The following is a 14,109-nucleotide window of genomic DNA, read 5'->3' as shown; positions in this document are numbered from 1 at the left end:
GTGCGACAAAAACTAAGATACTTAGACTATAGCATCTTGATCCCATATCTTGTCTTGTCAACTATCGGGGTTATTATGGTCTATTCGGCAAGCTCGGACATTTTATTAGTAAATGGTTTTTCACCGAGTGTATATATGAAAAGACAGATTATATATTTCTTGGCAGCATTTATAGCCTTTGGAATTCCCTGTTTTGCTTTAAAATTAAAAGTATTTAAAAATAGAAAATTTGTTATGTCCTACTTAGGAATTTCATTTTTGATGTTGATGTTTTTAATTGTTCTGAAAGTTGTCAGTCATGGAAAAGCTGCGATTAACGGTGCGGTTGGTTGGATCAATTTAGGGTTTATCAATATTCAGCCAGTGGAGGTAGCTAAATTATCTCTAGTTCTTTATTTGGCTTTTGTCTTGTCGAGACGAGATGGAAAGTTTGTTCCTGGACAAATCTGGCATAATTTATTTGGACCAACTGTAATTTCATTTTTGATGATAGGATTGGTAATTTTAGAGCCGGATTTTGGTGGTTCAGCAATTCTATTTATGATAGTCTTTGTCATGTATAGTGTTTCAGGAATTCCTACTAGATTAGCCGTTTATTGGTTAGTAGGGTTACTGCTGGGAATTGTCTTATTGATGGCAATTTTATTATTTTGGACCCCCGGATTTATCAAAGATTCCTATCAATTTCAGCGATTGCTCGCTTTTGCCCATCCTTTTAAGCTAGAAAAAACAGGTGGTGCACAGCTAGTAAATTCTTATTATGCAATTCATAATGGTGGTTTATTTGGTGTTGGATTAGGTAACAGTATGCAAAAGAGAGGTTACTTACCTGAACCATATACTGATTTTATTTTATCTATTACTGCCGAAGAGTTAGGCGTAATTGGAGCTATTGTAATTATTACCTTATTATTCTTTTTAATGTGGCGCATTATGGAAGTAGGAATTCATGCCGATTCACAATTTAATGCTTTAGTCTGTTTCGGGGTTGTAACCATGATCTTTACAGAAACGCTCTTTAATGTAGGAGCAGTTTTAGGATTGTTACCAATTACTGGGGTAACCTTACCATTTATTTCTTATGGGGGATCATCAATGATTGTACTAACTGCTGCTTTAGGTCTGGTTTTAAATATTTCAGCTGCTGAAAAGAAAGCATTAGTAGAAAGTAGGAGTGTACTTTGAGTTTGGTTTTTAAGGATGAGTCAAATGAAAAAATGACTCCCCGCACGCAGATAATTGTTTGGCTGAATCAGATTAGCGATCAATATAAGTTGCGTCGATTTGGTAATATTATTTATTTTTCACGTAAAAATAAGTATGTGATTTTATATGTTAGTTCACAATATGCAGCTAAGGTAATTGCAGAGTTAAGAAGCAAAAGTTATGTGCAGTCTGTGGAAACATCAAAAACCGATGAGCTTGATTTCTCTGCTGAGCACGAAGAAAAAATGATGCGGGAACTAAAAGAAGAAGCAGAAAAATTACGAGAAGAAAACGAGGATTTACGAGTTTGAGAATTATTGCAGGAAAATATGCTAAGCGTAATTTACATACATTGAAGAGTAACGCTACTCGACCAACTAGTGACAAGGTAAAAGGGTCTTTATTTAATTCTTTGGGGCAATTTTTTGATGGTGGTAAAGTACTCGATCTGTATGCTGGCAGTGGTGCATTAGGAATTGAAGCTGTTTCTCGTGGCTATGATGGAGCTGTTTTAGTTGATATTAGTGGTCAAGCATGCCAGGTTATCAAAAAAAATGTTGAACTCACCAAGGAAGAGGAAAGATTTAGAGTTCTAAAGTGTAGTGATAATCGTGCAATAAAAATTTTGCAGGATGAAGGTAAAAAATTTGATCTTGTTTTTCTTGATCCACCTTATGCTAAACAAAAAATTGTAAAGATTATGACTAAACTACTTGAGAATAATCTATTAAATGAGAATGCGCTCGTTGTGGCTGAAACAGATGAACATGATGAATTACCAGAAGTTTCCGGCTTTTCAATTATTAAAGATCACCAGTTAGGGCGCACAAAGGTAAAGGTTTACGAAAGGGACTAAAATGATAAAGGCAATTTTTCCTGGAAGTTTTGATCCAATAACTAATGGACATGTTGAGGTGATTGAAGCTGCCTCCCATATGTTTGAAAAATTATATGTGGTGATTATGACCAATACTAGTAAAAAGTATCTTTTTAATGAAGAAGAACGCTTAGAATTGACTAGAAGAGTTTTTGAAAATAACGAAAGAGTTGAAGTTATTGCGCGGCCAGCTGAATTGACAGTGGAAGTGGCTCATGAACTTGGTGCAGGGGCAATTGTTCGCGGATTGCGAAATACAGCTGATTTTAACTATGAGCGTGACATCGCTGGAATCAATAAGACTTTAGATCCAGATCTAAATACGGTTCTATTGTTTACTCGGCCAGAAGATAGTTTTATTTCTTCCAGTATGATTAAAGAAACTGTATTTTTTGGTGGGGATGTTTCAACCTTAGTTCCAAAGCCAGTAGCAGCTGCATTGGAAGAAAAATTGAGGAACAGAAATAATGAAAAAAAATAAAAAATTAAAATTTTGGCTGCTAGGAATAGCGGCATTTTTAATAGCAGTTGTTTTTTGTCTATGGCCAACGCAATATTATATTGAAGCTCCTGGTAAAGCTTTTCAGATGAGTAAATATGTAAAAAGTAGTAGAAAAGCTAATCCTAATTTTTATTTGGTAACCGTAAGTGAACGACCGGCGGTAATGATTGATTATTTGACAAGTTTTTTGAGACCAGCAGATAGTCGCTACTCAAAGGATGAATTAATGGGAACCTCGACTAGTGCAGAATATAACCAAATGCAGCAGTATTACATGGAAACTAGTCAAAATAATGCTATTTACTATGCGGCTAAGAAGGCAAATATTCCGCATCGTCAAGAGTTCTTAGGCGTTTACGTAATGGAAATAATGAGTAATTCAACTTTTAAGAATAAGTTGAAGGTAGGAGACGTATTAGTTAACGTAAATGGTAAGAAATTCACTTCTAGCCAAGAATTAATTAAATATGTTTCTTCTTTAAAGAAGAGTAAGGTAAGAATTGAAGTTATTAGAGGGAAAAAACACCTAACTTTTTCTGGTGAAACGGTAAAACTTTCTGGAACTAACCGTTATGGAATTGGTATTCAGCTTGTAGATCATACGCGGGTAGTAACAAAGCCTTCAGTAAAAATCGATGCGGGTGATATTGGGGGTCCGTCCGCTGGATTAATGTTTACACTTGAATGTTATCAATTATTTACCGGGAAAAATCTTAGCTCTAAAAAGATAGCGGGTACTGGGACAATTGATGAGCAAGGAAAAGTAGGCATGATTGGCGGCGTTGATAAGAAAGTAATAGCAGCTAGTCGTCAAGGAATGAAAGTTTTCTTTGCTCCAACTGATCAACCAGCGGGAGTTAAGCAGAGTGAGACAAACTATGCGGAAGCGGTAAGAACTGCTAAGAAAATTCATACTAAAATGAAAATTGTACCCGTGGCTCGATTTGAAGATGCACTAAATTATTTAGAAAAATAAGAAAAAGCAGCAAAAAAATTGCTGCTTTTTTTCGTAATAAATAATGAGGTGATAAAAATGGATTTTGAAAAAATAAAAGACTTCTTCTTGGAAAAGAAAGGATTAGTAATTGGAATTGTAGCGGTGATTTTAATTGGTGGATACTTTATTCAAAAAAATAATCAGCCGGCAATTAATAATAACCAAGTTTTAAGTGAAAATAATAAGAGCCAATCAATGGAATTCTCTAAAAATAAAAGTAATAGTACTAGCTCTACTACAGGCCTAAATAGTCCATCTAAACAAAATACAGTAACGGTAGATATTACTGGGGCTGTTAAACATAGTGGAGTCTATACCTTAAAAAATGGAGCCCGCTTAAATGATTTATTAAAAGTATGTGGCGGCTTAACAGACAAGGCGGAAACAAAAGCAATAAATCGAGCAGCTCTTTTGAAGGATCAAGATCAAATTTATGTCCCCCATATTGGTGAAAAAATAGAGAATATATCTGCAGTCGGAAATACAACCACTACTAACTCATTCGCTTCAGATTCTGCTAGTTCAAATTCTGAGCAGGTTCATTTAAATTCTGCAACCGTCGAAGATCTACAAAAATTAAATGGAGTGGGGCAGAAAAAGGCAGAACAAATTATTGCTTATCGCAATCAAAATGGCGGCTTTAAACAAATTGAAGATTTAACTAAAGTAACGGGAATTGGTGAAAAGACTTTTGAAAAGCTTAAAGATCAATTGGCACTCTAGTTTTTATGCACCAGGATTTTATTTATTACTTAGTTTGGGATGTATTTCAGTTACCTTTCTAATTTTGCAGACTACTACTTTTGCCCAAAAAATTGTAGCTATAATTTTTCTGCTTTTTTTCTGCTTTTTGCTCATCTATAAATTCCCTCAATATCGCCAATTACTAGCTTTATTTTTAGGAATAATATCCCTTGTAACTTTACTTAATCAGCAGATAAGTGAAACGAAAATTGGAGAACCAATTGAAATATATAGTGATCAGGTGAAAGTGAGTGACCAATTTTTCTATGGGGAGGGAAGAATTGAAAAGAATAAAGTTTTAGTTAGTGGAAGTATAAATAAGTCACTTGAGAAAGAATTAAATCACTTTGGGGGATGTTATTTAGTAAACTACAAGGCAAAAGTAGAAAAAATTATGCCAGCAACTAACCCAGGTGAATTCGATTATCAAAAGTATTATCGTAGTAAAAAAATAAAGGAAAGAGTGAAGCTTGAAAGCTATGAGCTTTATCCTAAGAAAATTACTATTTTTGATTGGATTCATATTTTACGTAAGCATCTGATAGATTATTTTGAAAAAATGCCCCAGTTTACAAGATTTTTTGCCAGTGAGATGGTTTTAGCACAAAATCCTAGTCCAGAAAATAAGGTTTTACTCAATAGTTATCGTGACTTGGGAATTATCCATTTGTTAAGTATCTCTGGTCTACACGTAAGTTTATATATTCTGGGAATTATGTGGCTTGGAACAATTATGAAAAGAACAGAAGAAGAGCTAACGATTTTCTGTGTTCTTTTTTTAATAATTGAAATCTTACTTTCTAATTTTCAAGCTGGTTTTGTGCGAGCAAGTTTAAGCTATTTTTGGAATGTTTTCTTTAAAAGAAAGAAGATTATGATTAGCAGCGGAGATAAATTAGGAGTAGTAGCATTAACTCATCTCATATTTAATCCGCTATTATTTTTAAATAGTGGGGCGATTTTAAGCTATTTGTTAGTCTTTGGATTAGAAATAAGTAAGGATTTTAAAAAAATTAAACAAAATATAGTTCTTAATTTATTAATTACGCCAATTCTATTACATAATTTTTATCGGATTAACTTTTTAACTATCATTTATAATTTCTTGATTGTTCCAATTTTCAATTTTATTCTTTTACCTTTAACCTTTATTGTGATTTTTCTATTTTGGGGTTTACCAGATATTGTTAGAATAAGTGAACCAATTTTTAAAGTCATTGCAGACTTAACTAATTTTATTGCTGATAAGCAGGTGGGATTAATAACTTTTGGGCAAATAAATTGGTTTCAAACTATATTTTTATTGGCTGTGACTTTGTTTTTGATTATTATGCCTAAGCATAACGTAAAGAAATTAAAGCTAAGAGTAATTCTAATTGGAGCATATACTAGCTTTTTTTGTTTGATTCATTTTCCGTTAAAAGGACAAGTTTCTTTTATTGACGTAGGGCAGGGAGACAGTATTTTAATTACTACGCCCTTAAATAGAAAAACATATTTAATAGATACGGGCGGAAAGCTAAATTTTGGTAAAAGAAAAAGTGAGCCCCAGTTAAATCGAATTACTATTCCATTTTTATATGCTCAGGGGATTGATCATCTGGATGGAGTATTTTTAAGTCACCAGGATGCAGATCATATTGGCGATTTAAAGGCGTTGCTCGATCAAATTCCAGTCAGTCGTCTATATTTTGCCAGAGGTTTGACTGATAATCAGTCTTTTATGAGGAAAATAAGTAATCATTTAAATGATGTGCAACTGATGCCACTTCTTGCAGGCGATAAAGTTAGAGAGGGTACGATCGACTTTGACGTGGTTTATCCTTTTAAACCGGGCTTAGGGAAGAATGAGGATTCTTTATCTATAACTTTTAAGTTAGCGAATAAACGCTGGCTTTTTACTGGAGACTTGGGCCGAGAAGGAGAAAAAGAAATACAAAATCACTATAATTTCCAAGTTGACTACTTTAAATTGGGCCATCATGGTAGTAAAACTTCTAGCGATCCAGATTTTTTAAAGCAGTTGAATCCGCGGCTGGTCTTTATTTCTTCAGGACGCAATAATCGTTTTGGACATCCTCATCAAGAAACTTTAAAAACATTGAAAGACTTAGGTATTCCATATTTAAATACGCAAGATAGTGGTACAATTACTTGGAATTACTCACCATTTCAAGGTGATAAGATTACGACTTTTTATAAAGGAAATACAAAATGACATTAATCTCTCTTTTTAAACAGACTAATTCTAATAATGCTAATCTTTTGATTCAAGGACCCGATTCATTTTTTAATGATTATTTGGTTCGTAACTATCTCAATCAAAAATCTTTTTCTGAACTTGATCAAGTGATTGTAGACTGCCTTGAAGATGGACTTGATGAATTGATGGCAACTTTAACAGAGTCTTCTTTATTTAGTAATCAGAAAATTGTTGTTGTTAAAAATCCTTTCTTTTTAATGGCCAAAGTACCGCAAAAGTATAAAAAACAAATTGAAAAATTAACTAACATCATTGAGCATTTAAGTGATTTAGAAGATATAGTTGTTTTTGTAGCTAATTATGAAAAAATCGATCGTAGAAAAAAGATTAGTAAACTTTTGCTTGAACATGTTAATGTGATTGAAACTACTTTTAAGCCTTATGAAGTAAGTGGAATAATTAAGGCTATAAGTAAAGAAGAAGGATATCAAATTACTAATATGGCGCTTCAAATATTGATCCAAAGAAGTGACCAAGTTTTAGATGTCTCTTTAAGTAACTATGTAAAATTAAAAAATATTGTTGGTGAAGATAAAAAGATCACGGAAACACTAATTAATGAAAATATTGATCGTTCTCTTTCAGAAAATATTTTTGAAATATTAACAGCCGCTTTTGATAAAAAATACCAAGAGGCTACTCAACGTTTAGAGGATCATTTACGAGAAGGCGCAAGTGCAATTCAGCTACTAGCTATTTTTGAATCTCAACTTGAATTTTTGACTTGTGTTAAAGTTTTGCAGAATAGACGGTGGAGTAAAGATCAAATTACTAAAGAGTTAAAAGTGAATCCGTATCGAGTAAAATTAGCCCTTGAAAATAAAGTCTCATTAAGTAAATTAACAGTGTTGCTAAAACAGGCGATTGAACTTGATTTTGGCTACAAAAACGGAACTTATCATGGGGATGAATTTTTGAAGCTCTTTTTATTAAAAATTTAGACAACAAAAAAGCCCGGAGGAAAACTCCGAGCTTTTATTTTGCCTAATATCAGGTGTCAAGTAAATAATTACTTGTTAGCAGCCTTTTTAGATAAGCGTGATTTATCACGGTTAGCTTTGTTCTTAGAAATAAGACCTTTAGAAACAGCCTTATCTAAAGCACGTGCAGCTTTAACTTCTAAATCGAGGACATCTTTTGCGTCATTTTCAACAGCTTCGTTGAATTTTCTTACAGCAGTTCTCAATTTACTTAATTCAGCAGCGTTGCGCTTGTTAGCAGTAGCATTAGTCTTAACACGTTTAATTGCTGATTTAATTTGTGGCATCAAAATCACCTCGATAAAATAGATTTACTCGTTAATTATACTTAATACAAGCCGTTGGTGCAAGGTAATTTGGACTTGCATTTTTAAAAACTTCCATGTAATATTAATATCTGTTGGAACCATTGACGCTGTTTTCCCGCCGCCGACGGTTAACGTTGTTAATGGCAATTATTTAAAAGAGAGGTATTTTTCTAATGGCTATTTCAAAAGAAAAGAAAGATGAATTAATCAAAGAATACGCACGTCACGATGGCGATACTGGTTCTCCAGAAGTTCAAATTGCACTTTTAACTAGTGATATCAACAACTTGAACGACCACTTAAAGGCTAACAAGCAAGACCACCACTCATACGTTGGTTTGCTTAAGAAGATTGGTCACCGTCGTAACTTACTTCGTTACTTAAAGAACAAAGATATTCAACGTTACCGTGAATTAATCAACAAGTTAGGTTTACGTCGTTAATTCTAATAATTCATAAACCTCAGCTACTCTTTATCTTAAAGAGTAGCTTTTTTGTTCCTTTCAAATTCATACTATTATATGGTAAAATTAATTAGATTAACTTCGTTTTGATCATTAAGATCCATAAATAATTTAAGTAAATATAGAAAGAAGCAAAAAAATGTCACAAAAGATTAAGATAATGATCTTGGGTGGCGCACGTGAAAATGGTAAAAACATGTACGCTGTTCAAGTAGAAGACGAAATTTTTATTATGGATGCAGGTTTGAAGTATCCTGATTCATCTTTATTAGGAATTGACGTTGTTATTCCTGATTTACAATTTTTCCAAGATTATGCCGATAAAATTGCCGGTATCTTTTTAACTCATGGTCACGCTGACTCAATTGGTGCTCTACCATATATTTTAAGAGATCACGATATTCCAGTTTTCGGTTCAAAATTAACTATTGAATTGGCTAAGATCGCTGTTCAACGTGAAAATAGACGTCGTAAAAACGACTTGTTCCATGTTATTGACGCTGACACAGAAATTGAATTTAAAAATGCAAATGTCTCTTTCTTCAAGACTACGCACTCAATTCCAGATTCTTTAGGAATTGATATTTCCACTAAAGAAGGAGAGATTGTCTACACTGGTGACTTTAAGTTTGATCCATCAGCTAAAAAAGGTTATCGAACTGATTTTGTTCGTTTATCTGAAATTGCCCAAAAGGGTGTGCTCGCACTTCTTAGTGACTCCACTAATGCTGAAGCTAACTTCCCGAATGATCGTCAGACTAGTATTGAAAAATATATTTACAATATTTTTGAGAATTATGATGGTCGAATCATTGCTGCAGCAAAAGCATCAAATATCGTCCGTGTTCAAGAGATTTTCCAAGCAGCGGCTGCCACTGGAAGACATGTTTTCTTGACAGGTAGAGATGCTGGTAAGATTGTCTATACAGCAATGAAGTTAGGTTACTTAAATGTGCCTAAGGGATTGCTTGTTCACAGTAAAGACTTAAAGAAGATTCCTGATAATGAATTAGTAATCTTAGAAACTGGTCGTATGGGTGAACCACTTAAGTCCCTTCAAAAGATGGCAACTAACCGTCACCGTATGATTAAGATTAAGAAAGGTGATTTAGTTTTCATCGCTACCACTCCTTCACACTCTGTTGAAACTATGGTTGCCCAGACTAGCGATATGATTTACCGTGCTGGCGGAACAGTTAAAGAACTTGGCAGAGACAAGCATACCAGTGGACATGCAACTGGGCGAGACTTGCAAATGTTAATTGATACACTTAAGCCTAAGTTCTTAATTCCAGTTATTGGTGAATATCGTCTTCTTGAGATCCATAAAGATTTAGCTATTGAAGCAGGTATGAATAAGAAGGATATTTTCTTACCACATAATGGGGATGCATATGCTTTAGAAAAAGGACGTTTCTATCGTACAGATGCGGTTCCTGGTGAAGATATCATGATTGACGGTTCTGGTGTAGGTGATGTTGGAAACATCGTTTTAAGGGACCGGGAAGTTTTATCTGATGATGGAGTTTTCATTGCTGCAGTTACTATTGACAGAAAGAAAAAGAAGATTATCTCAGAACCACGTGTTTCAACTAGAGGATTTGTATACATTAAGGCTAACCATGCCTTGATGAATGGTGCTGCTGATGTAATTAAAGAAGCAGTAAACAATAACTTTGAACACAAGAAATTTGATTGGACTGAATTAAAGCAAGATGTTCGTAATGATGTTGAAAAATATCTTTACAAGCAAACAGGTCGTCGTCCAGTTGTTTTACCAGTTGTAATGGAAGTTAACCAAAATAGACACCGTGCAATGGCTAGACGGAATAATCAAGATAATAATTCTGAAAAACGTCCAGTTAGAAAAAATCATCATAAAAAAGATTCAGAACAAAAGAAGGCAAAAGCTTAATGTCACATGCAAGTCAAGATAACTTTCTTCTTTTAGCAAAAGAAGCTAAAAAGCACAATGATTTGCCGCAAGCTAAGCAATATTTACTTGAGGCTTTACGGTTAGGTCACGATTCAGATATTGTTTGTGAGCTATGTGAAATATATTTAATCCAAGAAAAGGGGGATCAGGCATATTCTTTAATTAAGGAAGAGCCTGACCTTTTTTCTAATCAAAGAGTATACGACACTTATCTTAAAATTTTAGCTTTTCAGCATTATGCAATTGAAGCAGCTGAGCTGGAACACTTACTACAAAAAAAGCTACCGGTAAAAGTTGAACCAGTTAGTCAAATTAAGCAATTAGAAATAATGAAAAATTTTAAACAGCTTAAATATATTCAAGAAAAAGACTACTTACTGCTATATTGCTTAAGTACGGAAAACTTTACTAATTTGGCAAAAAGTATTTTAATGGATCCATCTCCTAATTTTGCTTTGCGCTTATCCTTATGCGAAGATTTAATAAAACTTGGATATAGTGAAAAAGTTCAAGTTTACATTTTAGGAGAGTTAAAAGAATTCATTCCTAAAGAAACCGACTTACTTGAAAAAAGCCCAATTTATCGTGAAGTTTGTGTTAGCTTAGCGGATTACTTTAGACAAGATCCAAGCAAACTACCAATAATGATAGGTGAGATGAATGTTTGTTTAGGGATGCTGTATCCTCGTTTAAATGAGTATATTAGAGATCCGGATCAATTTGCTCATGATTTTAGAAATTACCTTGAGCAAAAGAAGGGCGGAGCTAACCAGAAACTTTTAAATAAAATATATGAATATTTGGCATATGAAAAAGCAACAAATTCTGATTTTTAGTTCCGATATTGAGCAAAAAAGGTTTACATTTTCTGTGGATCTAGTATAATCAATAAAGGATATTTTCAAAGGGGTACGAGCTAGGCTTTTACCTTTGAAAGTAGTATAATAATCAACAGAGAATTATCCGTTACTTACTCAACGGACTTCTTGCAAATTTACAGGAGGGTCATATTAATGGCAGAAAAAGAACATTACGAAAGAACTAAGCCGCACGTTAACATTGGTACTATCGGCCACGTTGACCATGGTAAGACCACTTTAACTGCAGCTATTACTACTGTTTTGGCAGAAGACGGTTTGGCACAAGCTGAAGATTACTCACAAATCGATGCTGCTCCAGAAGAAAAGGAACGTGGTATTACTATTAATACCGCTCACGTAGAATACGAAACTAAGAATCGTCACTACGCTCACATGGATGCTCCAGGTCACGCTGACTACATCAAGAACATGATTACTGGTGCTGCACAAATGGATGGTGCTATCTTGGTTGTTGCTGCAACTGATGGTCCTATGCCACAAACTCGTGAACACATCTTACTTGCTCGTCAAGTTGGTGTTCAATACATCGTTGTATTCTTAAACAAGGTTGACTTAGTTGACGATCCAGAATTGATCGACTTAGTTGAAATGGAAGTACGTGACTTGTTATCAGAATACGATTACCCTGGTGACGATGTTCCTGTTATCCGTGGTTCAGCTTTGAAGGCACTTGAAGGTGACCCAGAACAACAAGACGTTATCAGAAAATTAATGGAAACTGTTGACGAATACATCCCAACTCCAGAACGTGATACTGACAAGCCATTCTTAATGCCAGTTGAAGACGTATTTACTATCACTGGTCGTGGTACTGTTGCTTCTGGTCGTATCGACCGTGGTACTGTTAAGGTCGGCGATGAAGTTGAAATCGTTGGTTTAACTGACAAGATTGAAAAGTCAACTGTTACTGGTTTGGAAATGTTCCACAAGACTCTTGATCTTGGTGAAGCCGGCGATAACGTTGGTGTATTGCTTCGTGGTATCGACCGTGACCAAGTTGAACGTGGTCAAGTTTTAGCTGCACCTGGTTCAATTCAAACCCACAAGAACTTCAAGGGTCAAGTTTATATCTTGAACAAAGATGAAGGTGGTCGTCACACTCCATTCTTCTCAGATTACCGTCCACAATTCTACTTCCACACTACTGACGTAACTGGTAAGATTGAATTGCCAGAAGGTACTGAAATGGTTATGCCTGGTGATAACGTTGAATTCACTGTTGAATTGATCAAGCCAGTTGCCATTGAAAAGGGTACTAAGTTTACTATCCGTGAAGGTGGTAAGACTGTTGGTGCTGGTCAAGTTACTGAAATTCTTGACTAATTCCAAACTTTCTTAAAAAAGATGTATCTTAGGATACATCTTTTTTTTATACAAAAATTAACAAATTTCTCTCTGGATTTGTGTTTTAGCAAGGTTTAGGGTAAGATAGTTAAGTGTGCAATAGCAAACCCAAATTTGACATCGGAGGTATTTAATTAATGTCTGTAAAATGGGAAAAGACCGGTAAAACATCCGGTGAATTAACTTTTGAAATTTCACAAGAAGAAGTAAAAAAGGGCTTAGATCAAGCTTTCAAACGTGTTAAGAAGAACTTACGTGTACCTGGTTTCCGTAAAGGTCACGTTTCTCGTATTGTTTTTGATCAATTTTACGGTGAAGAAGCTCTTTACGAAGATGCTTTAAACACCGTTTTACCAGAAGCTTACACTGCTGCTGTTAAAGAAGCTGGTATTGACCCAGTTGGTCAACCACAAATTACTCCAGTTTCAATGGATAAGAACAAGCCTTGGGAAATGAAAGCTACTGTTTCTGTTAAGCCAGAAGTTAAGTTAGGTGACTACAAGGGTATTGAAGTTCCTAAGCAAAACACTCGCGTTTTAGTTAAAGATGTAGATGCAGAATTAAACAAACGTCGTGAACAAAATGCTGAATTAGTATTAAAGGACGGTAAGGCTGCTAAGGGCGATACTGTTACTATCGACTACACTGGTACTATTGATGGTAAGCCATTTGATGGTGGTAGTGCACAAAATTACTCATTAGAATTAGGTTCTGGTACTTTCATTCCTGGTTTTGAAGATCAACTTATTGGTCACAAAGCTGGTGACGATGTAGACGTTGTTGTAACCTTCCCAGAAGATTACGGTGCAAAAGACTTAGCTGGTAAAGAAGCACACTTTGCTACTAAGATTCATGAAGTGAAATCTAAAGAATTACCTAAGTTAGATGACGAGTTTGCTAAAGATGTTGATGATTCAGTAGAATCACTTGATGAATTAAAAGATAAGATCAAGAAAGACTTGAAGAAGCACAAGGAAGATGATGCAAAAGACGCTATCCAAGATGCTGCAATCAAGGGTGCAGTTGAAAATGCAACCATTGATGAAGTTCCTCAAGCAATGATCGATGAAGATGTTCAAAATCAATTGAACCAATACTTAGGCAACATGCAACGTCAAGGTATTGACCCACAAACTTACTTCAAGTTAACTGGTACTACTGAAGCTCAATTGCGTGAACAATTAGCTAAGGGTGCTGCAGAACGTGTTAAGACTAACCTTGTTTTGGAAGCAATTGTTGCTAAAGAAAAACTTGACGCAACTGCTGATGAAATTAAGCAAGAAATTAAGGACTTGGCACACGACTACAACATGGACGAAAAAGTTGTTCGTCGTAGCTTGAGTGATGATATGCTTAAGCATGATATTGCTATTAGAAAAGCTATTGATTTAGTGGCTGACAAGGCAAAGCAAGTTGCTAAGAAAGCTACTAAGAAGTCAACTGCTAAGAAGTCAACCAAAGAAGACGACAAAAAGGCTGATAAATAATAGTTGATAACTAGTTTAAGAAAAGGGCGGCTATGACAGTCGCTTTTTTCTTTACTATTAATTAATAAGACAATTTTCTTTACTCTGTTAAAGTGAATTGCTAAGCTTATTTTGACATAA

General features: G+C 34.7%; 14 protein-coding genes. 13 read left to right on the top strand and 1 reads right to left on the bottom strand.

Going from position 1 to position 14,109, the window contains the following annotated elements:
- Genes Q9R40_RS03315 through holA form a run of 8 tightly spaced genes read left to right on the top strand, consistent with a single transcriptional unit; the run spans window position 1 to window position 7,530 of the window.
- Window positions 1-1,185, top strand: coding sequence for an FtsW/RodA/SpoVE family cell cycle protein (locus tag Q9R40_RS03315; RefSeq protein ID WP_297940752.1), 1,185 nt, complete (start codon window positions 1-3; stop codon window positions 1,183-1,185).
- Window positions 1,182-1,517, top strand: coding sequence for a YlbG family protein (locus Q9R40_RS03310; protein WP_297581028.1), 336 nt, complete (start codon window positions 1,182-1,184; stop codon window positions 1,515-1,517). The genes Q9R40_RS03315 and Q9R40_RS03310 overlap by 4 nt, the downstream gene beginning before the upstream one ends.
- The gene (gene rsmD, locus Q9R40_RS03305) at window positions 1,514-2,062 is read left to right on the top strand and encodes a 16S rRNA (guanine(966)-N(2))-methyltransferase RsmD (protein WP_304676370.1); all 549 of its coding nucleotides are present in this window, start codon (window positions 1,514-1,516) and stop codon (window positions 2,060-2,062) included. The genes Q9R40_RS03310 and rsmD overlap by 4 nt, the downstream gene beginning before the upstream one ends.
- A gap of 1 nt (window position 2,063) precedes the next feature.
- On the top strand, window positions 2,064-2,564 hold the full coding sequence (gene coaD, locus Q9R40_RS03300) for a pantetheine-phosphate adenylyltransferase (RefSeq protein ID WP_300593731.1): 501 nt from the start codon (window positions 2,064-2,066) through the stop codon (window positions 2,562-2,564).
- Window positions 2,551-3,561 carry a SepM family pheromone-processing serine protease gene (locus tag Q9R40_RS03295; protein ID WP_304676369.1) on the top strand — a complete coding sequence of 337 codons (1,011 nt, stop codon included), beginning with the start codon at window positions 2,551-2,553 and terminating at the stop codon, window positions 3,559-3,561. Before coaD ends, Q9R40_RS03295 begins: the two co-directional genes overlap by 14 nt.
- A gap of 57 nt (window positions 3,562-3,618) precedes the next feature.
- A complete protein-coding gene (locus Q9R40_RS03290; RefSeq protein ID WP_304676368.1) occupies window positions 3,619-4,305 on the top strand; it encodes a ComEA family DNA-binding protein in 687 nt (228 codons plus the stop codon).
- Window positions 4,262-6,544 (top strand): DNA internalization-related competence protein ComEC/Rec2, encoded by a 2,283-nt coding sequence (locus Q9R40_RS03285; protein ID WP_300593737.1) that lies wholly within the window; start codon window positions 4,262-4,264, stop codon window positions 6,542-6,544. The genes Q9R40_RS03290 and Q9R40_RS03285 overlap by 44 nt, the downstream gene beginning before the upstream one ends.
- A complete protein-coding gene (holA, locus tag Q9R40_RS03280; RefSeq protein WP_304676367.1) occupies window positions 6,541-7,530 on the top strand; it encodes a DNA polymerase III subunit delta in 990 nt (329 codons plus the stop codon). Before Q9R40_RS03285 ends, holA begins: the two co-directional genes overlap by 4 nt.
- A 68-nt stretch (window positions 7,531-7,598) precedes the next feature.
- On the opposite strand, the gene rpsT is transcribed toward holA, so the two are convergent.
- Window positions 7,599-7,856, bottom strand: a complete 258-nt coding sequence (gene rpsT / locus Q9R40_RS03275; protein ID WP_004894312.1) for a 30S ribosomal protein S20 — start codon at window positions 7,854-7,856, stop codon at window positions 7,599-7,601.
- Between the two features lie 194 nt (window positions 7,857-8,050).
- On the opposite strand from rpsT, the gene rpsO reads away from it, so the two are divergent.
- From rpsO to tig, 5 genes are all read left to right on the top strand, one after another.
- On the top strand, window positions 8,051-8,320 hold the full coding sequence (gene rpsO, locus Q9R40_RS03270; RefSeq protein ID WP_004894315.1) for a 30S ribosomal protein S15: 270 nt from the start codon (window positions 8,051-8,053) through the stop codon (window positions 8,318-8,320).
- A gap of 160 nt (window positions 8,321-8,480) precedes the next feature.
- A complete protein-coding gene (locus tag Q9R40_RS03265; protein ID WP_297940537.1) occupies window positions 8,481-10,256 on the top strand; it encodes a ribonuclease J in 1,776 nt (591 codons plus the stop codon).
- On the top strand, window positions 10,256-11,113 hold the full coding sequence (locus Q9R40_RS03260) for a hypothetical protein (RefSeq protein ID WP_304676366.1): 858 nt from the start codon (window positions 10,256-10,258) through the stop codon (window positions 11,111-11,113). Before Q9R40_RS03265 ends, Q9R40_RS03260 begins: the two co-directional genes overlap by 1 nt.
- A 177-nt stretch (window positions 11,114-11,290) precedes the next feature.
- Window positions 11,291-12,481, top strand: a complete 1,191-nt coding sequence (tuf, locus tag Q9R40_RS03255) for an elongation factor Tu (RefSeq protein ID WP_004894320.1) — start codon at window positions 11,291-11,293, stop codon at window positions 12,479-12,481.
- Window positions 12,482-12,639: 158 nt separating this feature from the next.
- Complete coding sequence (gene tig / locus Q9R40_RS03250; protein WP_304676365.1) at window positions 12,640-13,989, top strand: trigger factor; 1,350 nt, start codon at window positions 12,640-12,642, stop codon at window positions 13,987-13,989.
- The last annotated feature ends 120 nt before the right edge of the window (window positions 13,990-14,109 follow it).

The sequence above is a fragment of the uncultured Lactobacillus sp. genome, assembly GCF_948948975.1.
Classification (GTDB): Bacteria; Bacillota; Bacilli; order Lactobacillales; family Lactobacillaceae; genus Lactobacillus.
This window is presented reverse-complemented; position numbering and strand designations above follow the sequence as displayed.